Origin of the sequence: Micromonospora sp. NPDC050417 (genome assembly GCF_044458865.1) — a bacterium.
In the GTDB taxonomy this organism is placed as follows: Bacteria; Actinomycetota; Actinomycetes; order Mycobacteriales; family Micromonosporaceae; genus Micromonospora_G.
In genome coordinates this window covers 84,143-108,455 of record NZ_JBITIH010000014.1, presented here as the reverse complement: position 1 = coordinate 108,455, position 24,313 = coordinate 84,143, and the positions used below count along the sequence as shown (strand labels likewise).

16 protein-coding genes and 2 pseudogenes are annotated in these 24,313 nt (G+C 69.1%); 4 read left to right on the top strand and 14 right to left on the bottom strand.

Annotated elements, in window-relative coordinates; genetic code table 11:
* Window positions 1-101 precede the first annotated feature (101 nt).
* Entirely contained in the window at window positions 102-854 is a 753-nt protein-coding gene (locus ACIBF5_RS19315; protein ID WP_396813396.1) for an MBL fold metallo-hydrolase, read from the bottom strand.
* Window positions 851-1,669: an alpha/beta hydrolase gene (locus tag ACIBF5_RS19310; RefSeq protein WP_396813394.1), complete on the bottom strand. Its 819-nt coding sequence runs from the start codon at window positions 1,667-1,669 to the stop codon at window positions 851-853. The genes ACIBF5_RS19315 and ACIBF5_RS19310 overlap by 4 nt, the downstream gene beginning before the upstream one ends.
* A gap of 251 nt (window positions 1,670-1,920) precedes the next feature.
* Between ACIBF5_RS19310 and ACIBF5_RS19305 the strand changes: the two genes are divergently transcribed.
* Together ACIBF5_RS19305 and ACIBF5_RS19300 are read left to right on the top strand one after the other, a co-directional pair.
* The gene (locus ACIBF5_RS19305) at window positions 1,921-2,322 is read left to right on the top strand and encodes an SDR family NAD(P)-dependent oxidoreductase (protein ID WP_396813392.1); all 402 of its coding nucleotides are present in this window, start codon (window positions 1,921-1,923) and stop codon (window positions 2,320-2,322) included.
* 22 nt (window positions 2,323-2,344) lie between these two features.
* Window positions 2,345-3,358 carry a helix-turn-helix transcriptional regulator gene (locus ACIBF5_RS19300; RefSeq protein ID WP_396813390.1) on the top strand — a complete coding sequence of 338 codons (1,014 nt, stop codon included), beginning with the start codon at window positions 2,345-2,347 and terminating at the stop codon, window positions 3,356-3,358.
* Window positions 3,359-3,699: 341 nt separating this feature from the next.
* Here the strand turns inward: ACIBF5_RS19300 and ACIBF5_RS19295 are convergent, their stop codons facing one another.
* Together ACIBF5_RS19295 and ACIBF5_RS19290 are read right to left on the bottom strand one after the other, a co-directional pair.
* Window positions 3,700-7,215, bottom strand: a complete 3,516-nt coding sequence (locus ACIBF5_RS19295) for a beta strand repeat-containing protein (RefSeq protein ID WP_396813388.1) — start codon at window positions 7,213-7,215, stop codon at window positions 3,700-3,702.
* 186 nt (window positions 7,216-7,401) lie between these two features.
* Window positions 7,402-7,916 (bottom strand): annotated as a pseudogene (locus ACIBF5_RS19290) (flavin reductase family protein).
* Window positions 7,917-7,919: 3 nt separating this feature from the next.
* On the opposite strand from ACIBF5_RS19290, the pseudogene ACIBF5_RS19285 reads away from it, so the two are divergent.
* Window positions 7,920-8,175, top strand: a pseudogene (locus ACIBF5_RS19285) (alkanesulfonate monooxygenase); the annotation flags it as partial.
* A gap of 244 nt (window positions 8,176-8,419) precedes the next feature.
* Here the strand turns inward: ACIBF5_RS19285 and ACIBF5_RS19280 are convergent.
* From ACIBF5_RS19280 to ACIBF5_RS19255, 6 genes are all read right to left on the bottom strand, one after another.
* A complete protein-coding gene (locus ACIBF5_RS19280) occupies window positions 8,420-9,487 on the bottom strand; it encodes a hypothetical protein (protein WP_396813385.1) in 1,068 nt (355 codons plus the stop codon).
* Between the two features lie 66 nt (window positions 9,488-9,553).
* Window positions 9,554-10,186, bottom strand: coding sequence for a hypothetical protein (locus tag ACIBF5_RS19275; protein ID WP_396813383.1), 633 nt, complete (start codon window positions 10,184-10,186; stop codon window positions 9,554-9,556).
* Window positions 10,187-10,230: 44 nt separating this feature from the next.
* Window positions 10,231-13,398: a family 43 glycosylhydrolase gene (locus tag ACIBF5_RS19270; protein ID WP_396813381.1), complete on the bottom strand. Its 3,168-nt coding sequence runs from the start codon at window positions 13,396-13,398 to the stop codon at window positions 10,231-10,233.
* A 233-nt stretch (window positions 13,399-13,631) separates the two neighbouring features.
* A complete protein-coding gene (locus ACIBF5_RS19265) occupies window positions 13,632-18,371 on the bottom strand; it encodes an Ig-like domain-containing protein (RefSeq protein WP_396813379.1) in 4,740 nt (1,579 codons plus the stop codon).
* Between the two features lie 778 nt (window positions 18,372-19,149).
* A complete protein-coding gene (locus tag ACIBF5_RS19260; protein WP_396813377.1) occupies window positions 19,150-19,539 on the bottom strand; it encodes an MmcQ/YjbR family DNA-binding protein in 390 nt (129 codons plus the stop codon).
* Between the two features lie 238 nt (window positions 19,540-19,777).
* The gene (locus ACIBF5_RS19255) at window positions 19,778-20,368 is read right to left on the bottom strand and encodes a TetR/AcrR family transcriptional regulator (protein WP_396813375.1); all 591 of its coding nucleotides are present in this window, start codon (window positions 20,366-20,368) and stop codon (window positions 19,778-19,780) included.
* A 173-nt stretch (window positions 20,369-20,541) separates the two neighbouring features.
* On the opposite strand from ACIBF5_RS19255, the gene ACIBF5_RS19250 reads away from it, so the two are divergent.
* Complete coding sequence (locus tag ACIBF5_RS19250) at window positions 20,542-21,294, top strand: NADPH-dependent F420 reductase (protein WP_396813373.1); 753 nt, start codon at window positions 20,542-20,544, stop codon at window positions 21,292-21,294.
* Between the two features lie 65 nt (window positions 21,295-21,359).
* On the opposite strand, the gene ACIBF5_RS19245 is transcribed toward ACIBF5_RS19250, so the two are convergent.
* The 4 genes from ACIBF5_RS19245 to ACIBF5_RS19230 form a co-directional block, all read right to left on the bottom strand.
* Window positions 21,360-22,478, bottom strand: a complete 1,119-nt coding sequence (locus ACIBF5_RS19245; RefSeq protein WP_396813371.1) for a Gfo/Idh/MocA family protein — start codon at window positions 22,476-22,478, stop codon at window positions 21,360-21,362.
* Window positions 22,451-23,158 carry a ThuA domain-containing protein gene (locus ACIBF5_RS19240; protein WP_396813369.1) on the bottom strand — a complete coding sequence of 236 codons (708 nt, stop codon included), beginning with the start codon at window positions 23,156-23,158 and terminating at the stop codon, window positions 22,451-22,453. Before ACIBF5_RS19240 ends, ACIBF5_RS19245 begins: the two co-directional genes overlap by 28 nt.
* Window positions 23,159-23,342: 184 nt before the next feature.
* Window positions 23,343-23,609: a superoxide dismutase gene (locus tag ACIBF5_RS19235; protein ID WP_396813367.1), complete on the bottom strand. Its 267-nt coding sequence runs from the start codon at window positions 23,607-23,609 to the stop codon at window positions 23,343-23,345.
* Between the two features lie 5 nt (window positions 23,610-23,614).
* A complete protein-coding gene (locus ACIBF5_RS19230; RefSeq protein ID WP_396813365.1) occupies window positions 23,615-24,229 on the bottom strand; it encodes a superoxide dismutase in 615 nt (204 codons plus the stop codon).
* Window positions 24,230-24,313: the final 84 nt, after the last annotated feature.

Below are 24,313 nucleotides of genomic sequence, written 5' to 3'. Positions count from 1 at the left end.
GCGAACACCGCAGAGCGCCGATTCGGGTACTCGCCCCGAAAGTCAGCAGCATCCCCGCGTTGACCGCCGACCCCCCGATCGCCGACGCGGCCGTGAAGCCGTCAGGACAACACGGCCGGGACTCCGGGGGTGAGCCAGGTCAGCCTGTCCCGAGGAAACGCCGCGCTGATCTCCTCCCGGCCCTCGTGGAAATGTGACCAGCCCTCGTAGTGCACGGGAACGATCCGGCGTGGCCTGATCCGCTCGCACAGCCGCGCCGCATCCCGGCCCGTCATGGTGAACCGGGTCAGTCCGGTAAGGCCGAACTGCACCTTGCCCAGGTGCAGGATCGCGGTGCCGATGGAAAACCGCTCGGCGACCTCCAGCACCCCTGGATAGAGGACGGTGTCTCCGGAGATCCACACCACCTCCGTTTCGCCTGCCAATCGCAACGCGAAACCGGTTGTCGGTCCGACCAGCGGAACGGCCCATGCCGGACCGTGCCGCGACGGCGTGGCGGTGACCGCGAGGTTGCCGACGTTCGCGGTTTCGAACGGAGCGAGTCCGACGGCGGTGCCGCCCAGCCGCCGCGCGCCGGCCACGGTGGTGAGCACCTTGGGGACCGTGGGCAGCAGCGCCCGGCCGGCGTCGTCGAGGTTGTCGGCGTGCTGGTCGTGGGTGAGCAGCACAGCGTTCAGCGGTCCGAGTTCGGTCGGCGGGACCGCCGGGCCGGCGGTCTTTCGGGACGACGTGCCCCAGCCGAACGAGTACCGCCGACCGGGGCTGTCGAAGGTCGGGTCGACCAGCAGTCGCACCCCGCCCAGTTCGAGCAGGGTGGTCGGCCCGCCGATGTGTGTGATCCGGACCTCGGTCATCCGATGGTCGGCACGGGGCCGGTCCGGGCGTGGCGCAGTGCCCAGTCGAGGACCTCGTCCGCGATAGCTTCCCAACCGCTCTGCGCCGGTAGCAGATGGGCGTACCCGGGGTATTCGCGGATTTCGGTGACGGTGTTGGACTTGTAGTGCTTGTGGTTGGACTGCTGGATGGCCGGCGGCATGATGTGGTCCTCGCTGCCGGAGACGAACAGCAACGGGGCCCGGTCGTCGTTGTGGTAATCGACCCAGGTGTCCTGGTGGCCGGGTTGGAAGTTGGCCAGCACGCTGCCCCACAGGATGCCGCCGTTCGCGGGGATGTGGTAGCGCTCGTACAACGCCTTGGACTGTTCCGCAGTGAAGGTGTTGGTGAAGGCGTACGTCCACTCCTCCAACGTGAGGCCGACGGCCTTGTGCCGGTTCGCCGGCGACTTCAGCACCGGGAACGTCGACTTCACCTGCGACAGCGGCACCACCCGTACACCCTCGGTGGGTGCGGAGTTGAGCGCGACACCAGCGGCGCCGTAGCCGTGGTCGAGCAGGATCTGCGTGAACGCGCCGCCGGCCGAGTGGCCCATGATGATCGGTTGCTGGTCCAGACCCTGGATGACTTTTTCGATCTTGTCGATGATAGCTGGAACGGTGACGGCGGTGATGACGTCCGGATTGGCGTTGAGGGCCTCGACCTCGACCTCGAACCCGGGGTATCCAGGCGCGATGACCCTGAACCCCTTCTGCTCGTAGTGCGTGATCCAGTGTTCCCAGCTGCGGGGCGTCACCCAGAAACCGTGCACCAGCACGATGGTGTCGGGAGTCATGACCTGAACCGTAGGCGCGGCGCCCGGTGTGGCGCCTTCACCGATCGTGCATTTTGCTGTGCACATAGTGCACTGTTGTCGGGCGGATTGCACGGTTGACCTGGAGTACGCGCGACCCAGCAGGACGCGGATCGTGCCTACCCGCTCCGACCGGGTACGGCTACCCTTCGCGTACGACGGAGAGGAGGGCGCGGCCGTGTCTGGCTTCGAATCAGAGGTTGTCTTCGTCACCGACGCGTCGTCGGACCTCGGTGAGCTCTTCGTTGGCCGGTTCCTCGCCGAAGGTGCGGATCGGGTCTACACCGGCGGACGCGCCCCGCGAGTGGCCGAGCGATCGGGTGGTCGCGGTCGAACTCGACGTACGCGACACCGGTACCATCGCGCGGGCCACGGCCGAAGCCTCCGATGCCACGATTCTGCTGCACAACGACGGCATGCCGGAATGGCCTCCGGTAACCCTCGGTGGGGGTGACCTCAGTGCCGTCGCGGCGCACCTCGACACCAATGTGGTCGGCGTGATCCGGTTGGCCAGTGCATTCGCGCCGGTGCTGGCCGATGCGCCGCGAGGCGTGATCCTCATGGTGTATTCGGTGCAGGCGTGGATCAATCTCAGCGGTGCGTACGCGGTCTCACAGGCCGCTCTCTCGCCCTGACCGGCGATCGGAGGACCTCAAGATGCGCTATTTCAACCTGACCGACGGCGATCCGTCGTCCCGGGTGGAAGTCCTCGACGAGGCGGCCCGCAACTGCTCGGTGCCGTTCCGCGCGCGACCGGCCGACCGTGGCCGCGCGGTCAGATTCCAGCACCTGGACCGCTACTTCGCGGGCATCAACGTCACCCAGACTGCCCTCGACAACTTCCACGGACTCCGGTCCGCGAACCTCGCGCGAAGAGATCCGGTGCCACGACTGATTCTGACCGTCTCGTCCGGACCGTACATGATCGAGCAGAATGGGCGGTTGGACCGCCAACGGTCAGGGTCCATGGTGCCGTACTGGAGTCGGGACGCTCTCCGACTCCAGGCAGACGAGCCGACCCGGGCCTGGTCCGTCACCGTAACCATCGAGGAACTGGGCCTGCCCTACCTGTTTCTCCGCGACGTCATGGTCCGCAATATCGGTCACAGCCCACTCGGGCCGCTGGTCAACAAGTACCTGACCGAACTGGCCGGGCTCCCCGAACTGTCCCGGGCGCACGCGGCGTCACTCGCACATCCCACGATCGACCTGCTCCGCGCGCTGCTGGCAAGCGCGGGTGGCGACGAGTCTCTCAGCCGACAACCGCTCAGCCGGACGTTGGGCATGCGGATCATGCTGTACCTGCGCTCCCATGCGGGAGACCCGGAGCTGAGCGCCGACAAGCTCGCCGCTCATTTTGGCATCTCGAAACGCTACCTGTACGCGGTGCTCGCGGGGATGAACGTGACACTCGGCGAGTGGATCCGGACAGAACGGCTCAGCCGGGCAGCCCGCGCGCTGGCCAACCCCGCCAACGCGTTGGTGTCGGTCTCGGCCATCGCCCGGAGGTCCGGATATCCCGACCACTCGTCGTTTTCTCGCGCATTCAAACAGCAGTACGGATGCACCCCGTCAGAGTGGCGGCTCCTCCCGGACACCGACCGATCGTTTCGGCAGACGCCGCTCACGCTGCTGGACATCGCGGAAGCCGACTCGGAAACCCGCGACTGACCTCGTACGGGCACCCGGCTGCCGATGCCGCTGGCCGCCGTACGTCCGGACCGGTAACCGGCAGTCGAGCTTTCTGTACCGAACGGAGGTCGAGGTAACCGCGGGCTGGTTACTCACGGAGACCGGGATCGTCTGAATCATCCGGTACGAGTACTCTCCGTTGTCCGTACGGAATCGCCGGCCGCCCTCCACGGCAACGACCTCACGGACCTGGGCCGTTCAACTCCTCCGTTTGTTGTCGGCCGTCGGTGAATGGTCGTCGGCGACCCCGTATTGCTGGTCGGTTTCGTTCATGGTGTGCCCCGGCCAGGGCCCGATCAGGCCCTGGCCGGGGCAGTTGGTCAGCCGATCCGGCCGGCAGGCCGCCGGCGTCGGGTCAGCAGCACCATGGAGGCGCCGATGAGGACCAGCATTGCGCCGGCGGTCAGCGGCGCGGTGACGGTGTCACCGGTCACTGGCAGGATCCGCGCGGTGTAGCGGAAGGTGACCCCGTTGGAGCTTCCGCCGTCGGTGGTCACGAGGACCGTGGTGTTTCCGGCTGGGCAGGCCGGCGTACGGAAACTCAACGAACGCCCGTCCGCCGCCACGGTGACCTCGCTCGCCGGGATGGTCTGGCCGCAGATCGTGACCACGGTCTGGCCCGGGACAAACCCGGAACCATCCACCGTCACCGTGGTACCGCCACCGGTCGGTCCCCCGCCCGGAGTCAGCGTGTCGATGACCGGCGGGGCGAGTTGGTAGATGAATCCGTCGGGCGCCGTGGCATCGTCGCCGGGCAACTGCACGGTCACGTCCACCGGACCGGGCAGGCCGGGCGGAGTGACCACAGTCAGAGACGTGCCACTCGGATCAACCACCACATTGGTCCCCGGCGTGTCGCCAAAGGTCACCCCGGTCGCCCCGGTGAACCCGGTCCCGGTGATCGTCACCGTCGTACCACCCGTGTTCGGACCCGTGCCCGGCACAATCGAGGCGATCGTCGGCGCGACGTAGGTGAACGCTGGCGCGGTAGCGGTGCCCGCCGGGAAGACCAGCTCGACCACGGCCGCTCCGGCCGCGTTCGGCGGCGTCACCACGGTAATCGTGGTGCCCGCCGGATCGATGGTGAACCCGGTCCCGGGCACGCCGTCAAAGGTCACCCCGGTCGCCCCGGTGAAGCCGGTCCCGGTGATCGTCACCGTGGTGCCGCCGTAGGTCGGCCCGGTCGTCGGCGTCAGTCCGGTCACGTCGGCGTCACTGCCGTCGGCAAGGTAGGTGTAGTCCAGCGGGCCGGAAGAACCGCCTGTCGTGGTCACCACCACCACTGCCGGACCGATCGCGCCAGGCGGGGTCACCGCCGTCAACGAGGTACCCCCGGGAGCCACCGCGACACCCGTCGCCGGCACACCATCGAACGTGACCGTGGTACCACCCGGAACAAACCCGGCACCCGTGATCGTCACCGTCTGACCACCCGACTGCGGCCCCGAATTCGGTGCGATCGACGCGGCGACCGGCGCCGCGGCCACATACGTGAATCCGTCGGGTGCCGTGGCATCGTCGCCGGGCAACTGCACGGTCACGTCCACCGGACCGGGCAGGCCGGGCGGAGTGACCACAGTCAGAGACGTGCCACTCGGATCAACCACCAGATCCGTCCCCGGCGTGTCGCCAAAGGTCACCCCGGTCGCCCCGGTGAACCCGGTCCCGGTGATCGTCACCGTCGTACCACCCGTGTTCGGACCCGTGTCCGGCACAATCGACGTAATTGTCGGCGCGACGTAGGTGAACGGTGGCGCGGTAGCGGTGCCCGCCGGGAAGACCAGCTCGACCACGGCCGCTCCGGCCGCGTTCGGCGGCGTCACCACGGTGATCGTGGTGCCCGCCGGATCGATGGTGAACCCGGTCCCGGGCACGCCGTCAAAGGTCACCCCGGTCGCCCCGGTGAAGCCAGTTCCGGTGATCGTCACCGTCGTACCACCGGCGGTCGGGCCGGAGGTGGGCGTGAGACCGGTGACCACCGCCGCACTGCCATCAGCCAAATACGTGTAGTCCAGCGGGCCGGAAGAACCGCCTGTCGTGGTCACCACCACCACTGCCGGACCGATCGCGCCAGGCGGGGTCACCGCCGTCAACGAGGTACCCCCGGGAGCCACCGCGACACCCGTCGCCGGCACACCATCGAACGTGACCGTGGTACCACCCGGAACAAACCCGGCACCCGTGATCGTCACCGTCTGACCACCCGACTGCGGCCCCGAATTCGGTGCGATCGACGCGGCGACCGGCGCCGCGTCGACATACGTGAATCCGTTTGGCGCCGTCGCGTCAGCGCCCGGAATCAGCACGGTGACGTCCACCGGACCAACCGGCCCGGGTGGCGTCACCACGGTCAGAGACGTGCCGCTCGGGTCGACCACCAGATCCGTCCCCGGCGTGTCGCCAAAGGTCACCCCGGTCGCCCCGGTGAACCCGGTCCCGGTGATCGTCACCGTCGTACCACCCGTGTTCGGACCCGTGTCCGGCACAATCGACGTAATTGTCGGCGCGACGTAGGTGAACGGTGGCGCGGTAGCGGTGCCCGCCGGGAAGACCAGCTCGACCACGGCCGGTCCGGCCGGGTTCGGCGGCGTCACCACGGTGATCGTGGTGCCCGCCGGATCGATGGTGAACCCGGTGCTGGGCAGTCCGTTGAAATCTACGCCGAGCGCCCCGGTGAAGCCGGTCCCGGTGATCGTCACCGTCGTACCGCCGACGGTCGGGCCGGAGGTGGGCGTGAGACCGGTGACCACTGCCGCACTGCCGTCAGCCAGATAGGTGTAACCGAGCGGCGGCGCCGAGCCGTTCACCGTACTGACCACGACCGACGCCGGGCCGATCGCGCCAGGCGGGGTCACCGCCGTCAACGAGGTACCCCCGGGAGCCACCGCGACACCCGTCGCCGGCACACCATCGAACGTGACCGTGGTACCACCCGGAACGAACCCGGTTCCGGTGATCGTCACCGTCTGACCACCCGACTGCGGCCCCTCGTCCGGCGTGATCGACGCGGTGGTCGGCGCTGCGGGCGGGCGTTCGCAACTGGCCTCGGCGACGATCACGGTTCCGACCGGAATGGTCACCGGTACGCCGAGGACGGTGCCGGTCAAGGTGAGTGTGGCCAGAATGGTGACCGCCGTGGCGCCGGCGGCGGTGGTCGTCTCGGTCCGTGTCAACGAGGCGTTCAGGCTCGCGCCCAGCAGCCCGGGCACCACTACCGCCGCACTGCCATCGACACTGGGGCCGTTGGCCACAAGGGTGACCGCCGAGCCGAACAGTTCCAGCCCGACAAGCGTGGTGTCCGCGCTGGTGGCGCCGACCTGCGGGCAGGTCGCGGTCGCGGTCACCTCGCCCGCGTCCAGCACGTCGATTCCGAGCACCGTCAGGTTGAGTCCGTTGACGCTGGAGAACGCCGACGACGAGCCGGCGGCCCGGGTGGCGGTGACCTCCTCAACGGTGCCGCTGGTGGTCACGCCGACCGCCCCAGGTATCGAGACGGCCAGCAGCGTCTCGGTGTCGGTGCCGCCGCCAGCCGGTGCGGTGGCCGTACCAATCGTGGCGTCGGCGCTGATGACAGCTATGCCAAGCACCTCCGCGTCCAGGTCGACGACGACACCGCGCGCGTTCGCGTCGCCGGGCGCCGCCCGGGCTGGCGTCCCCAGACCCAGGGTGGCCAAGCCGGCAACCAGCATCGCCACGGATGCGGTCGTGAATCTTCGCAGGACAGAACTCACCGAATTTTCCCCCGTTCGGCTCAACTGACGGGCGTGATCGGTGTGTCGGTACCCGTCAACGACTGAACGAGGGAAAAGGTGGCAAGTTATGGCGAACCCGTACATATCTGACTAATGAGCGGCGCTCTGATTCGGCTCGCACCCATCAGCTCGACAACGATCGATAGCTGGTGGCTCCGATGGCATCCATTCGATCCACCGGAGCCGCTCCCCGCCGTCTGCCCCGGAGCAAAGGGCCGCCACCGCGCGCACTGCCCCGTACGACCCGGCTGGCCGCCGGCTCCCTCAGCCTCACGTTGCCGAAGCGACCGAGGCGTACCGGCCCTGGTGGTAGATCAGCGGGGCGCCACCGCGAACGTGCCGGCACTGCAGCGGCTCGGCGAGCACAATCGTGTGATCACCGGCGGAGACCCGTTCGGTCGCCCGACACAACAGCCACGCGACCGGCGAGTCGAGCAGCGGCACACCCCGTACGGGCCCAGCCGCCAACCGGTATGGGCGGCGAACCGGTCGATGCCACTGGTCGCGAACGTACGGGCGACGTCGTGCTGTCCCTCGCCCACCAGGTGCACCCCGACATGAGGGGCGCGCTCCAGGGCTGGCCAGCTCGACGAGCCCCGGTCAAGGCAGAACGACACCAACGGCGGCCGCAGCGAGACCGACGTGAACGAGGTCGCGGTAAAGCCGACCGGAGGGGTGCCCGAGGCGGTCACCACCGTGACCGTGGCTGCCTGCTGGCGCAGCAGCGTCCGGAAGTCGTCCGCGTCGAGGGCGGCAACGGGTGGCGCGCCGTCGCCGAATGCCAGCTCGAACCGGTCGGCCAGCAACGCATGCTCGACCTGCACGGCGGTTCCCGCGACCGGCTTGTCGTCGCACCAATCTCTGAACGGGCATCGGTCTCGTCCGAGGTGGGGCCGGGACGGCACTGGTCGGCAGCCACGACGAAGTCGCCGAACGAATCGCCGAACACCGTGCGGCCGGCGTCGAGGAGTTCATCCTCTCCGGGTACCCGCACCTTAGGAGGCGTACCAGTTCGCCGAGAACGTTCGCCCCCTGCTCGGGTAATCCCCTCCCACAGTGTCACCGCGACCGCGCGGCCTCTCCACCAACCACTGGATCTCGGCACGTCGCAGGAGCCTGCCGGCCGCCAGCCTGGCCGCATCGCTCACGGCCGGTGTCACCGCCACCGCCCAGGCCCGGCCCGGCCATCAGCGCGCCACGGCCGCGCCCAGCCCGCCACCTGGGACCGCCACCTCAGGTCCACTCCGGAGAACGTCGAGGTCGTCGACCGCACCCAGGTCGTGACCGGCTACATCCCGCCGCTGTCTGGCGAGTCGTCGACAAGAGCGGATCTCCGGGCTTCCGCCCGGCCCTCGTCTCGGGCTGCGGCGAGCAACCGGGCGAGTCGCCGCCGACGTCGCCGGGTGGTGTTCCGGACGGTGAGAGCGAAGGCTACGACGAGCACTGCCAGAGCCAGTTGTGGCCAGGGCAGCACCCAGATCGTGTCGGTGGCCGTGGCCGGCTGGCTCTCGGCTCCGTTGGGGTCACCGACGAGGATGGACGGGGTGAGGTCGACGCTCGCCCTGAGCCGCCCCCACGCCCAGACCCCGTCGACGCGCAGGTCGACCTCGCGGCTACCGCCGGGAAGCATCTCGCCGACCTCCGTGACGGCATGTTCGGCAGTCAGGCCGAGCGGCCCGGTGACGGTCGCGCTACCGGTGCCGGTCACCGCGACGTTGCCGTCGTTCGTCGCGGCGTACCTGAGGTGGACGGTGCCGGACGAGAAGGGATTCCACGAGCGCTCGTACGTGGCGGTGAGGCCGTCGAGCGCCAGGGCCGCCGTGACCGTGCCGCTGGCCCGCATCATGACCCGGAACCCGACCCGGCTCTCGACGGCGACCGTGCCCCCGGCGCTCGTGACCGTCGCCGCGATGCCGGCCGGGTGGTCACCCGGCGTGGCGTCCCGGGGCACGGTGATGGTGAACGGCAGCACCTTCGTCTCCTTGGGCCCGACGGAGACCGTCCCCTGTACCTCGATCCAGGTGCCGCCGTCCACCGACTCACGGTTGGACGGGAGCATGTTGAACCGCCCCTTGTCCGTGAGGTAGCCGTCTGCCGCTTTCAGGGCGAAGACGACCGGACCGTCGCTGAAGTTCCGCACGACCAGGTGCTCGGTCACCGCCTGACCCGGGTCGAGCGTGCGCTCGATCCACCGGCGACCGTCGGGACCCTGCTGGTTGGCCGGCTGCACCGCCCAGGTCAGCGTCGGGCTGGTCGGTTGCGCCGCAGCGGCGGCGGGTGCGATCGGCACGGTGACGAGCACCGCGCCCAGCACGGCGAGCAGCCGCAGCGGCGCCTGCGGCAAGGTCTGGATCATCGCGGGATCCTTCGACGGAGGGAGGCGGTGTGGGGGGCCGCGTCACCGCGGCCCCCCACGCGGGCATCATTCGAACAGGGAGAGCGTCAACGTCGAGGTGTACGAGCCGGCGGCGACATCCGCCGGGGTACGCAGGTACAGGTCGGCGTTGACGGAGTACGCGTCACCGGTGACCGCCGCGGAGTCGAAGGTCGACACCAACAACTCCTGGTCGACCAGACCGACGTTGTTGCCGGGCTGGGTCGGCTCGTCGAGAACGGTCACCACCTCCTCGCCCTCGGCGACCAGACCGCTGTCGCCGCCGTCGAGCAGGCGCGGCGCCCAACCGAGGTGTCCGGCGCTGATCGGCGCCTGGCCGGGGCCGCCGACAAAATCGGTCGCGCTGCCGAGTACGGCCCACGCCGCACCGGCGGGCACCTCCTCCTGCGTACGGGTGTCGGTGACCGATACCGTCGGCAGGGTTCCGACGAACTGGCGGACCAGGAGGGTCGAACCGTCCTCGGATAGCGCGACGGCGTTGCCGGCGATCGACATGGCGAGCACGCCCGGTTCTTCGATCTCGGCGATGTCGACCGTCACCTCGACGTCGGTGCTGTCACCGGGCTCGGCCACGGCCGGCGACGACAGTGCCATCGTCCCAGCCAGCAGGGCGCCCGCCGCGCCCGCCGCGACCAGCCGCTTACCGTTCCATGTACTCATGCGATCTCCATCGTCACTTGTGGTCGCTGGACCTGGTGGGGGGGTCAGCCGGCGCAGTTGAGGCCGGGGTGTTCCGAGGTGAGGACAGTGGTCACTTGCCTGCCGGCGACGGTCCCGCTGGCGCGGACGGTCACCGAACCCGCCGCGATCGAGACCGTCCGTGTGCCGAACGACTGGTAGGCGTTGGCACCTGCTGCGACATTCGCGAAAGTACGTTCGCCGTACGCCGTCGCCAGGACGATGCCCACCGGCGCGTCATGGTCGTTGCGCGCCTGCACGGCGACGTACGCCCTGCCGTCGAGGCACCGGGCCCTCGTGGTGACCGTGACGGGCAGACGTGGTGGGACGCCCGGGTCGTCGGCGAAGACCCGCCAGTCGGTGATCGCGACCGCCGAGTAGGTGGTGCCGTTGCCGTTGGCCCGGATCGTGGCCCGAACCCGTGGCGTGGTGACGGGATCGAACGTGACGGTGTTGAACGCGGTGGTGCTCGTGCCGTAGTTGGTCGCCCCGGTCACGTCCCGCCAGGCCGAGTTGGCCTCGTCCCAGTACTGCAGCACCCAGCCGTCGGGTTCGGCGACGCCGTCGCCGGTGCCACGGTTGGCGTCCCGCCAGAACTTCAGCTCCGTGCCGGTGACGCGTACCGGGCGGGCCCAGTCGTACTGGACCCACTGGGTCGCCGGACGGGTGCCGGACCAGGTGCCCCAGATCTGCGCCTGGCTCGGGCTCGACGGGTCGGCGCCGTCGTTGAGGGCGGTGACGCTGTTCCAGCCCGCCGTGTAGGAGGCGGTCGGGGTCGCGATCGGACCGATATTGCCGCTGAGTGGGCCGGACAGGTCCGCCGGAATGGCCACCGTCCTGGCCGTCTCCAGGTTCCCGGCCGCATCGAGCGCACGGAACGACACGATGTGCCGGTTCGAGTCGGGTGCCACGATCGCACCGCCGTAGGCGGTCCACCCACCGAGACCGATGGCGTACTCGATCCTCGCCACCCCGGACGTCGCATCGCTCGCGGTCACCGTGACAGACCGGGCGGCGCTGTTCACGGTGGCCACGCTGACCGGCGCCGTGGTGTCGATGCGTACGGCAAGGGTCGTGGGCTCCGAGACGTTGCCGGCGCGGTCGGTAGCGGTCGCCGTGACGGTGTGCTGGCCGTCCCCGGACACGTTGACGTCGGCGGAGCGTACGTCGCTCGCCACCACCGGCTGACCGTCGTCGATCCGCGCCTCGATGGTCAGCCTGCCTCCCCGGTCGTCGACACCGACGATCCGCGCCCGCACCGCCGACCGGAACCAGCCCGCACTGCCGGCGCTACCGCTGGGTGTGAGCGTCAGCGTCGGCGGACTCTCGTCCCCATCGGTGTCGCCGGGTGAGATCACCCTGACCTGCGCGGTTACCCGGCCGGCGGCGTAGCCGAGCACGGTGCCCCGGACCGTGAACGTGCCGGGCTGCGCGACCTGCTCCGGCGTCACCGGATCCCAGAAGACCGGCACCCGCAACGAGGCTGCGCCGAACGACGCGTCGACGGTGTCGGGCAACTCCCTCTCCCCCACCTCGACCGTCACCGCCGGTGCGCTGACGGCCTCCGGCTGCGCGGCAAGGATCTTCCACTCCTCGACCGCCACCGCCGAGTACGTGCTGCCGTTGGTCGACGCGTCGAACACCGCGCGAACCTGTGTGGTCGTCACCGCGTCGAACGTCGTGTTCTGGAGACCCTGGGTGCTGGTCGGGAAGCCGCTCGGGTTCGGCACGTCCGACCACTGTCCGGTGCCGATGTCCCAGTACTGGATCCGCCAGCGGGCGGGGGCGGCGACGCCCACACCGCTGCCCTGCGGCTGGTCGTTCCAGAAGTCGATCTGCGAACCGGAGATCCGCATCGGCTGGTCCCACGCGTACTGCACCCACTGCTGCGGCGGGTTGCTGCCCGTCCAGGTTCCCCACATGTCCGGCGGAAGCGGATTGGCCCGGACAATCTCGTCGTTGAGCGCCTTCACCCAGTACTGCGTCGGGACCGGCTCGTTGGAGACGGTGACCTTCGCGTCCTGCGCGATGTTCGGTCGGGGTGTGAGGTCGCGTCCCTTGGCCGGCGTCGGCGTGACGAGCTTCATCCGTGGCGGGGTCTGCGTGTCGTCCCAGTCGAGCCGGTCGATCGCCACCGATCGTCGGAAGTGACCGCCACCTGTGGCGTCGGCGGTGTGGTACGCGAAGTACCACTCGCCGTTGAACTCCAGGATTCCCGGGTGGCTCGTTGTCGAGGAAACCGGGCGCAGTACGGTCCCCCGGTAGGTCCACGGCCCTTCGGGGGACGAAGCCGTCGCGTACGCGATGCAGGCGTGGTAGTTCGCCGGGGTGCACGGGGAGGTCGGGCCGGCGTTGTTTCCGGCGTACGCCAGGTAGTAGGTGCCACCGCGCTTGAACGCCCAGGCCGCCTCGAAGAAGCCGGTAAGGCCGGTGACGGAGCGCGGGGTGCCGACCGGGGTCTTCATGTCCTGCCGGAGCTCCAGCATCCGCAACTGGCTGAACGAGCCCCACCAGAGGTACACCCGCTGGTTCGGGGCCGTGCCGTCGACGAGGATCGTCGGGTCGATGTTGTGGATGTTGTTCGCTGTGGGTACCCGCTGGGAGATGATCGGCCCGCCCGCGTGGTCGGTCCACGGGCCAGTCGGGCTCTCCGAGACGGCCACGCCGATCGCGAACTTGTCCGACGCCGGGCTGTCCCGCTCGTTGATCGGCACGTACCAGTAGTAGCGCCCGTCGACGCCCTGAATCACCTGGCCCGCGTAGGCCCGTGCGGGCGTCGCCCAGGAGAAGACCTGTTCCGGGCGCATCAACGACGGAAAGTGGGTCCACTCGCCGGCGTCGACGTCGGTGGTACGGAACGCACCCCACCCGTTCATCACGAAGTCGTTGGTGGACGGCCCGGCCTCGTCGTGACCGGTGTAGATGTAGAGCTCGTCGCGGCCACTGTCGTTGCCGGGAGCGCCGGCCGGCACCACGATCGGCGCCGGGTCGGCCGAGTAGTAGCTGCCATCGCCGAGGATGGGATTGACGGTGTCGGTGAAGGTGTACGAGTCCGCGGCATGGGCCGGCGCGGCGATCGTGACCAGGCCACCGGCGGCGAGCACGGCGACCGCCGCCGCGGCGACCGCCCTGCGGAACCGGCGTGACGGCCCGAGGGTGGGTGGGAGGGCGCCGCGCCCCACAGTGGTGTTCACGGTGTCGATCTCCTCACTGGTGGACGGGGTGGTGGGGGGGGGCCCCCCCGCCCCCCCCCCCCCCCCCCCCCCAGGCGCCCCCCCCCCCCCCCCCCCCCCCCCCCCCCCCCCCCCCCCCCCCGGGGGGGCCCCCCCCCCCCCCCCCCCCCCGGGGGGGGGGGGGGGGGGCCCCCCCCCCGGGGGGGGGGGGGGGGGGGGCCCCCCCCCCGCGCCCCCCCCACCACCGGGAAGAGCTAGCCGCAGCTGACCGCGCCGAACGGCGCCGCGATCTCCGCTGATACCGGCTGTCCGTTGACGGTTCCGGTGGCCCGCACCGTCGCGGTTGCCGCCTGCACCGAACCGGAGCGGGTGTGGAATGCCTGGTAGGCGGACTTCCCCGGAGCGACGTCGGACACCGTGCGCGACCCGTACGGCGTGACCAGCTCGATGGTGAGCGGCACGGAGTCGACGTTGCGGGCACTGACCGAGACGTAGGCGTTGGTGCCGATGCACTGGGTACGTGCCTGCACCTCCACGTCCCAGGTCGGGGGTTCCGGGACGTCGCCCACGGTGAGGGTCAGCGTGGTCCGGGTCGCGCCGGCCTGGCCGACGTACTCGGGCAGGATCAGGTCGCCGACGATGGTGTAACGACCGGCTGTGTCGACGATGCTCTCGTCGAAGTCCCAGTCGACACCGATGGCCTGGTTGTCCCGGGAGCCGTCGTTGTAGGAGACCTCCACCTTGTTCGGCAGGTAGGGCAGTTCGCCCACCTCGACGGTCTGTTCGAACGCCTCGGCGCCCTGGATCGAGATCCCGCCCGGGGACGTCTCGGGCCGTACGTAGACGCGGGCCTCGGCGATCAGGCCGTACGCGTCGTTCGTGCCGTAGACCACGAACGGTTCGACGTTCGTCTCCGCGACCATCTCGGGCGTGATCGTCTGCCAGTTGAACCCGACGGCACCACGGGCGCCGCTGGCGTAGACCGCGTCAAGCGTGCTGGGCAGGGTGGGAACCTGTCCCACGGCAGTCCGCATGAGCACCGGCGAGCGCACCGAGCCGACCGTTTCGCCGTTGGCACGCCAGCGCAGCACGCCCGTACCCGCGCCGGCACCCTGGACACCCCAGATGCGGATCCGCAACTGGCTGGTGGTGACCGGCTCGAAGTCGAGGTGGTTGTAGGCGTTGGTGGCCAGACCGTCGGCGTATGCCGAGCCCTCGGTGAGGGTGACCGGCGTCCAGGTGGTGCCGTCGGTCGAACTCTCGATCGCGTAGGTCGTGGCCGTGGGCCGGCGGGTGCCGCCGTTGTCGTCGTACCAGTAGATGTCGGTCGACGACAGTCGCACCGGCGAGGTCCACCGGTACTGGATCCACGCCTGCCGCTCGACGCTGGTGCCGTTCTGCGGCTGACCCCAGTTACCCCAGCCGGTCCCGGCACCCGGGTTCGAATTGCTCGGGGTGCTGGCCTCACTGACCCGCTGGTGGTTCTCCCACGACGCGGTGCCACTGGTGCTGATTGTCGCCGACGAGCCGAACTCCGCGACGACCTCCCGCTCGGTGATGGTGACCGTGACCGTTGCCTCCGAGCGTTTCTCACCGTCGTCGGCGAAGAGGCGGAACACGTAGTCGCCGGGGAGCGTCCCGGTGACCCGGGTCGTCAGCGCCCTCGCATCGGAGAAGATCACGCCCGCCCCCTGCGGGGCGGAGACGGTTTCCCAGCCGAAGGTGAGTTCGTTGTCGTAGGGAATGCCGTCGTCGGACGCCGTGCCGACCAGGCGGGTGGAGAGGTTGCCGTCCGCCGAACCGTCACGCGTGGCCGTCACCTCAGGTGCCTGGTTGGAGACGTCCGGCACGTCCCGCCCCGAATCGAACACCTGGATCTCGGAGATCGCCGTGAAGAAGGTCGGGTTGTTCGTGAACGCGATGCGCAGCTTGTTCGACGTCACCGACTCGAAGAGCGCCTCGTTGAACTTCGCCGACGGAACGGTCGGGTTCTTGAACTGACCCGGTACCTCCTTCCAACCTCCGTTGCCGTCGGGGATCTGGACCCACCAACGCGCGGGCTCGCGGTAGCCACCGGCCTGCCGGTCGCTGACGACGTACACCTTGACGTTGTCGAAGGACGTGGCCGATCCGAGGTCGAGCTCGACGTAGCCGTTCCGGTCGGTCGTGCCGTAGTTGCCCCAGTACGGCTCGTTGGCCGTGACGCCGTCGGTCACCGACGCCAGCGACACCGGCCGCTCCGTCTCCTTGATCGCGCCGGGGGTGTAGTTCATCGAGGTGGTACTCCAGCCGGGCGTGTGGAACTGCCGCCACGGCGTCGGTCGCACGCCCTGTTGGGTGTACGACGAGCTGAGCTGGGCGCCGGACGCGAGGTTCGGTGCGTCCTCGGTGAGGTCGATGCCGGCCGTCTTGAGGTACCCGACGACGCGCTCGTCGGTGATAGCGGTGCCCACCGCGTTCGGGAACTCGGTCCCGGTCGTCGCGGCGAAGGTGACGGCGAGGCCGTCCTCGACGTCGACCTCGTTCGTGTTCGGGTCGTAGGTGAGCTTGCCGAGCTTGTCGGTGCTGACCTTCTTCTCGCCGTCGAGGAACAGGCTGTAGCCGGCACCCAGGCCGTATTTGCTGCCGTCCGGGTCCCAGACGACCGTGACGTCGTGACCGTGGTAGCGCAGGTTGTTGGCCATGAAGTGGTCGTAACCGAACTTGATCGGCCACAGTTCGATCTTGTCGTCGGAGCGTGGCTGGAGGCCCGCCATGTCCTCGACGAAGATGTAGTTCATGTTGCCGAGCATCACGTGGTTCGGGTTGTTGCGGTTGTAGGTCTTCGCGGTCGCGTTCCAGTTGGAGTAGTACTCGGCCTGGTTCGGGGCGCGTAGGTCGGCGTTCGGGTAGATGCTCCAGGCCATCCAGTCCAGCAGGCGCTTGGCGTACGCCGGGGTGACGTACTTCTGCTCGGGGTCGTAGTGGCGCAGTGCCGAGCGGACGCCCCGGTACTGGACGGTGAAGTTGATGTTGGAGAAGTTGTTGGAGCCGCCGACGCCGTAGGCGGTCCGGTCGTACTGGTTGGCGGTGTAGAACGGGAAGATCGGGAAGTTGTCGCCGTAGGTGAGGAAGCGGTACCCGTCGACGTACGTCTGCCACTGGTCGAACGGAATGAGGTTCTCGGCGTAGACGTCGTACAGGTTCGACTCCTTGGCCGGAATCAGGTCACGAGCCGCCGACGGCAGCGGGTTCGCCCTGCCGTTGGAGCTGCTCGCGGAGCTGGCCCCGTGGGAGGTGCCGGCCAGGAACATCCGCATGTCGGGGCTCCACAGCCGGTCGAGGATCGCGTCGCGGATGCGGTCGGCTGAAGCGGCCGTCTGGTCGATCTTGGCCTGGTCGGCCCCGGAAATCTGGTAGAGCTGCCGGGCGGCGTCGAACGCCCCCCACACGTACGCCGACTCGGGCCGCTCGATGGTGCGCGCGCCAGGTCCGCCGCCGTTGACCTTCGGATATCCGAAGGAGATGGCGTCGGCGTCGTTGCCCGGCATGTAGTTGGTGTCGTAGGCGATCAGGTTGTCGTCGTTGCCGTCGTAGTGTTCGAGCTGACCGACACCATCGCCCTCGAAGTAGCCGGCGAACTTGCGGGCGATCTCCGTACCCCCGCCGTGCACGTTGTACGCCTCAAGCCCGGCGGTGCCGAGGTACTGCGAGTAGTGGTTGTTCCAGCTGGTGTGGCCAGGGCTGTCCAGAAAGGCCGAGGAGCCGGAAAGCTCGCCGATGTTGAGGATCTGGCCGTACGGCAGGTAGGGCGTGCGGATCCACTTGGTGTCCTGCAGGTGCATCGGCTGGGTCAGCGCGACGGCGTTCTGGTAGAGGTTCACCCCCTCGATCGTCGTCGGGTACTGGTAGACGTGGCCGGGTGCGTTGGCGTCGAGACTGTTGTAACGCTCGCCCCACCAGCGGTAGACGATGGCCTTCTCCAGGGCGGGGTCCGGGATGTCGATGTAGGGGATGTCCTGGGCCCAGCGGCGGTTGAACTCGGTGAGGCCGGCGCGCACGGCCGCGACCGGCGACATGGCGGCGTACCCCTGGTAGCTCTCGACCGTTTGGGGCAGTGTCGCCGAGGAGACGGCGCCGACGACCGAGAGCGACACCGAGCCGCCGGCCGGCACGGTGATCTCACGGTCGAGGTTGCTGCCGGTACGGGTGAAGCCGGCGCCGGTGAGGTCGATCGTGACGGTGTTCCACGCGGTGTCGACAAGACCGTTGTTGGATCCGCTGGTGATCGTACGGGTGCCGGTGAGTTCGGCCGGTCCGTGTCCGGGTTGGGTGGCCAGCGGCGAGGCAGCGCGGACGGTGAACGTCGCCGGTGCGCCACCGGGGTTGGCGAAGTCGATGGAGGTGACGGCGACGTTGTCGTAGGTGATGAACTTCGTCAGGTCGGCGGTGACTCCGGTGGTGCCGATCGTGTACCGGCTCCTGGCGTGGCTCGGCGCGTTGAACCGGTTGGCGTTGACCTCGGCGACGGTCTGCCCGGGCACGGTGACGGTGTAGAGGTTGCCGAGGTTGTTCGGGCCGCCGACGTACGTGCTGCCGGCGAATCCCATGACGGTGAAGTTGTTGTTGCTCGCGCCGCGCATGTAGAGGGAACGGCCCCTGGTCATCAGCACCGCCGACCCGATAGCTCCGCGTACGCCGAGCACCCGGTCGAGGTAGTAGTCCGTGCCGCCGGCGGCGAGATCCTTTTCGAAGATCGACTGGTGCATGCTGCCGGCGGTGAACGGCACCCCGGGATCGAGCTGCGCGGCAACGTCGCCGACATTGGCGTAGACCGGGTCCCCGATCTCCATGGCGTGGCTCTGCCCGTTGGTGTAGACCCCGACGTCGCCCTCGTTGCCGGGCAGGATCGGGCTGGCGGCGTGGGCCGGGGATGGCACGGCGACCGCCCCTCCCACCACCAAGGCGGCCAGGGCGGCCCATACGGGTGCTCTCCGCACGCGTCTATGGATCATGTTCTTTCCTCCTTGTCGTCGATGCGGCCGGACGGGTGAGGCGCCGCCATCGCTGCACCTCGGGGCGGATTCGAGCGGCATGTGGTCGTCGTTGACAAAGGATGAGGGGTGGGGGGGTTCCGGACACGTCAGCATTGTTAGCGCTAACATCCGACGGCCCTCGACGTCCGGGACGCCTGGTCAGCGGACGCGGCGAGGCACTCGACCATGTCGGCTCGACAGAGCCGTTGGCGGCGCCACCGGTGTACGCACCAGCAGTGCGCGGTGACCCGACCAACGACACAGCGGGGCCCGGTCGAGGCTCATGAAGTCCACGTCCGACACAACGTCACTGTTCGCCCCGCCTCCGTGCGAGAGACCGGGTACGTCCTCATTGCGTTCTCGTCTCCCGTCACTCACGCTGGGGGCCAAAGTGGTGGATCTCACTTTCGGTCGCTAGCCTGGCGCACGAAAACGGTTTCGGCAAGATGTCAGACGGGTAAAACGTGATCTACTCTCGACGATCTCCTCGCTGTCGCCGAACCCGGCCCACACACTTCGCCTGCGGGAGACACGATGACTCGGTCTGTGGCGGTCCCGTCCGAAAGTTTGCGAAAGGGTTTCGATTACCGGACGGCGACTGGCCCTCGCTCCACTCCCCGCGAGCTGCCCGGGGACGAGGTCCGCCTCTGTCGCCAGGAGGTTTCGGGGGTCCGACGACTCCGGAGACTGGCTCTGCCGTGGGGAGGTGATCCTCGACCTACCCGCCGCCGAGGTGTCGCGCTGACGTCGACCCTGCTCAGCCCAGGTTCGGGATCGGTGAATCGGCGTCGAGGTCGCGGGCGAGCGCTTCTGGAGCGCGCATGCGCCACGCGTCGGTGACGAGTTCCCTCAGCCGGTCGACATCCACCTCCGCCAACCGCAGCATCACCAGAGGAAGCCCGTCGTAGGCGGATGTGGTGAAGAAAATGTCGGGCTCGCCGAGCAACAGCGCCTGCTTCTCCGCCTCGTCGCCGACGTGCAACACCGCGATGTCGGTACGGATGACGCGTGGTTGGCCAGGACGGCGCTCGGGATAGGACCAGACGAACCCCTTGTCGGCGACCCGGAAGTCGAAGCCCTCGCTGTCGATCTCGGCCACGTGCGGCAGGGCAAGTGCCACGTGACGGACGTCGTCGGCGTCAGCCATCGCGGTCGGTCCCGGACCCAGACGTGTGCATGCCGACAGGCTAGCCGGTACGCCGACCACGACTGGTGTGCGAACGACAAGGTCGAGGACGTCATGCCCCCTTGTCTTCCAGTTTCTCGGGCGGCTATCTCGCCGTGGGTGTTGTCACGGGTGGCGAGACTGCGCCGGTCGCCCGCCCGGTGCCGCCCGAGAACAAGGCCGCAGGACGACCGTGCCCAGGCACCGACAGATACCGTCGTCAGCGCGGGACGACGGCGGCGAAGGCTTCGTCCAACAGGTCCGCGAGGCCGAGTTCGCCGCCGGAGGCGGCCCAGCGCTCGACCGAGATGTCCAGGCAGTCCAGCGCGGCGGCCGCCCGCACCTCATGGGCGACTGTCATCGCAGGCGGGCGGCTGCGCTCGGCCAGGGCCTGAGCCACGCCTGGGCGCCAGCCGTGCTGCTTCTCTCGCTGGCGTGCGCACAACGCGGGGGTCGCCATCACCAACCGGACCAGGGCGAGAGTGCCGGCCGGGTCCTGACGGTAATGATCGATTACGGGCTCGAGCGCGTGCCGCAGCGCCGTCCAGTCGTCTTCGCCGGCGGGCCGGGCGCGCAGCGCCTCGGCGACCCGCTCGCCGAGGACGTCGAAGGCGCCGACGACGACGTCCTCCTTGGTGCCGAAGTAGCGCAGGAAGGTGCTGCGCGACACGCCGGCCGCCGCAGCGAGATCGTCGAGGGTGACCTTCTCGAAACCCTCGCTGCGGAACAGGCCGAACGCAACCTGCGCCAGCTCAGTACGCACCGCTGCCCGCGCGATGTCCCTGGTCCTGGTACCCGCGACTTCGTTCACGACGTGATCCTACCCGCACACCGCGGGTGCGGTGGCAGATGTGATTCTCACCGGCTAGCCTGACACTCAGTGTCAACCACGACCTTGAGGTTCACCGTCTCGCACCGGCCCACGCCGCGCGGGGCGATCACCGGACTCACGGCATTCGTGGCCCGCCTGAACTGGAGACCACCATGACCAAGACCATCGGATTCATCGGCACCGGCCTGATCGGCAGCGCACTCGGCCGTCTCGCCGTCGCCGCCGGCCTGGACGTCGTCCTGAGCAACTCCCGCGGCCCCGCCACCCTCGCCGACCTGGTCGCCGAACTCGGCGAACACGCCCGGGCGGCCACGCCCGCCGAAGCCGCTCGGAGCGGCGATCTGGTCGTGGCGACAATCCCGCTCGGCGCCTACACGCAGCTACCCGCAGCCGCCCTCGCGGGCAAGATCGTTATCGACACGATGAACTACTACCCGCAACGCGACGGCCAACTCGCCGAACTCGACACCGACGAGCTGACCTCCAGCGAGCTGGTACAGCGACACCTGGCCGGCGCCCGCCTGGTGAAGGCGTTCAACAACGTCGACCACGCCCGCCTGGCCAGCAGGGCCCGCCCCGCAGGCGCTCCCGACCGCAGCGCCCTGCCCGTCGCCGGCAACGACGAGGCTGCCAAGGCAGAGGTGGCGCAGCTGCTCGACCTCCTCGGCTACGACGCTGTCGACATCGGCACCCTCGCCGGCAGCTGGCGCAGCGAGCCCAAGACTCCGATCTACGTCCTGCCCTACGCCCCGCCCATTCCGGAGGACCTGACCCTGCCGGACGCCCAGCGCCTGTTCTTCGAGGCCCCGGGCAACCCCGTATCCGCCGACCGGGTCAAGGAACTGGTTTCCGCTGCGGTCCGCGGCCCCGCCGGTGGCTACATCCCGACCCTCGCCGACAGCTGACGCAATGCCCGGGGGGCGGCCATCGAGCCGCCCCCCGTCAGTCTTCCGACCCCGCGCGGGCCGGATCAGTGTCCGTGCGTGTGGTGAGCCTTCCACTCTTCGGCCGGGGTGAGCGGGACCGGCGCGGGCCGCTCCACCACCGTCGTCAGCTCGATCCGTCGGCCTTCGGCGGCCGAACGGAGGAGAGCGGTCATCGTTTCGAGGACGTGCAGCGCGAACCCACCGCTGGCACGCGGCGGACGCCGAGGGGTCGCGCCGACAAGGTCGATCAGACCGATCCCTCGGGAAGCGCCAGCGTAGCCCGCTCCCGGTTCGAGAACGCGCCATTCGGTGCCGCCGAGGGCGAAGAGACGGACCTCGCCGTCGAAGTGGTTCGGATCGGGTACGGCAAGCGTCCCGGTCTCCCCACGTACCTCGATCGGCGCGGCCGTCGTCGCGACGCCGTCGAAACTCGTCGTGATGGTGGAGAGGGCACCGTCGGCATGTTCGAGCACGCCGGTCACATGGGTGTCCACCTCGACCGGAATCCGTTGTCCGACGCGCGGGCCAGAGCCGATGACGCGTTCGGTGCGCAGACGGCTGGCGGCTCCGACCACCGCGCGAACCGGGCCGAGCAGGTGGATGAGCGCCGCGATGTAGTACGGCCCCATGTCCAGCAATGGGCCGCCGCCCTCGACGTAGTAGAAGTCGGGGTGAGGATGCCAGCGCTCGTGCCCCGGGGTGAGCATGACCGCCGAAGCGGACAACGGACGCCCGATGAGCCCGTCGTCGACAGCCGCACGTGCCGTCTGCGTACCCGCGCCCAGGACAGTATCCGGCGCGCAACCCACATGGACTCCGGCAGCCGTGGCCCGGTCGATGATCGAACGGCCGTCCGGGAACGTGACGGCGAGCGGCTTCTCGACGTACACGTTCTTGCCCGCGTCGATCGTGGCGAGCGAGATGTCGGCGTGTGCCGCCGGGATCGTGAGGTTGAGCACCGTCTGCACGTCGGGGCGATCGAGCAGGCGCTCGACACTCAACGCCTCCGCACCCGGAATCGTGGCGGCGGCTGCAGCCGCCCGAGCGGCGTCGAGGTCGGCCAGCGCGGCAATGGTCACCGCCGGGTGGTTCGCTAGCGTGTCCAGGTACGCGCGGGAGATGACCCCGAGACCTACTACGCCGACGCGGTGCGGCTCGCCCACACCATCCCCCTCTCGATGACGGTACGGACGCTGGGGTGCTCCAGGACGTCGACGCTGTGCCCCGGGGTCGTGACGACGACTCGCCCGGCGCCCCAGAGGCGGGTCCAGATCGCCGGCGAGGTGATCGGGCGGTGCCATGGATGCCACGCCCGCGTCGGGTGGGTCGTGGTCGCCAGTACGTCGATCAGGTCATCGTGCAGCACCCAGTACTGCTCGGTGACCAGGTCGAAGTCCTCGATCCCCGCAGTGATCGGATGTTCCCGGCCAAGGTCGGTGACGTTCACCCGGTACGGCAGGAAGTTGTCCTCCGGGCCACCACGTCGCTCGCACGGCTCCTTGCCCGGATGGTGGGCGAACTGCCCGCCCACCAGTTGCAGGTAGTCGGACGAGGCGCGAAACGAGTCGACGACACCGCCGTGCCAGCCGGTGAAACCCGTCCCGGCGGCGACCGCCGCGCTCAGCCCCGCCACCTGCTCCGAGCTGATCTGTGACATTGTCACGCACTGCACGACGAGATCGGTGGCGGCCATCTCGGCGGCATCGGCGTAGATCTCCGTCGACTCCTCGACCCGTACGGCGTAACCGCCACTGTGGAGGAACGGGATGAACAGGTCTGTCGCCTTGACCGGTTGGTGGCCCTCCCACCCGCCACGAACCACCAACGCCCTCCGCTGAGCCACACTCGCTCCCCTCCAACGGTCCGTCGCCCCGTCCATCTTCCGCCTCTACCGTCGGTAGGGCGAGCCCGGACAAGGGCGTACTGACGGTCGGGGATCGGCGACCATCAACGGAAGGTGGACCGGGCGCGCCGCCGCTACGGACGGCCCGTCCCGCCGGCGCGGACCGACGGGACGGGGTCACACGTCAGTGCGTGGCTGGCGGCGGGCGATCCGCCTCGGTCGCCAGTTGCAGGGACAGCTCCTGCACCAGGTCGTCCATGCTCTGTCCGCTCTCTGCCCGGAGCAGGCCGAGGGCGAGTTCGGCGAGCAGGTAGAAGCCGAGGGTCCGGGCCTGCTCGGTCGGGAATGCGGCGAGCAGCGCCTCCGCTCCGTCGAGGTCGCCTCGGTGCCTGGCGGCAATGACTCCGGCGGCCCGTTGGACCGTGTCAGCAGCGGGGCTGGCGTGTTCCACCGTGGTCAGATCTTGGGCTTGGCAGCGCGGGCGGCGTCGAACCTGCTGGTCACGTCGGTCCAGTTGACCAGGTTCCAGAGCCGGTCGACGTAGTCCGGGCGGACGTTGCGGTACTGCAGGTAGTAGGCGTGCTCCCAGGCGTCGAAGACCAGGACCGGGGTCGAACCCTGACCAACGTTGCCGTGGTGGTCGTACACCTGCTCCACGATCAACCGCTGACTCAGCGGTTCCCAGGCGAGGACACCCCAACCCGAACCCTGCACACCCTTCGTCGCCGCCGAGAGCTGCCCAGCGAAACCGTCGAACGAACCGAAGTGCTCGTCGATCGCCGCCGCCAACTCACCCTCGGGGCGGTCACCACCGTCCGGAGACAGGTTGTTCCAGAAGATCGAGTGCAACACGTGCCCGGACAGGTTGAACGCGTACGTCTTCTCCAAGCCGACCAGAGTCGCGTAGTCCCCCTTGTCACGGGCCTCGGCAAGCCGGTCGAGCCCGTCGTTGGCGCCCTTGACGTACGCGGCGTGGTGCTTGCTGTGGTGCAGTTCCAGGATCTCGCCGGACATCGCCGGTTCGAGTGCGCCGTAGTCGTAGGGCATGTCGGGCAGGTGGTAGACGGCCATGGATACTCCCCCTCGCAATCTGCATCAGTATTGCTGTTGCAAGTATCTTGCAACAAGCCGGCTCGGTTGTGGGGAGGAAGGTGA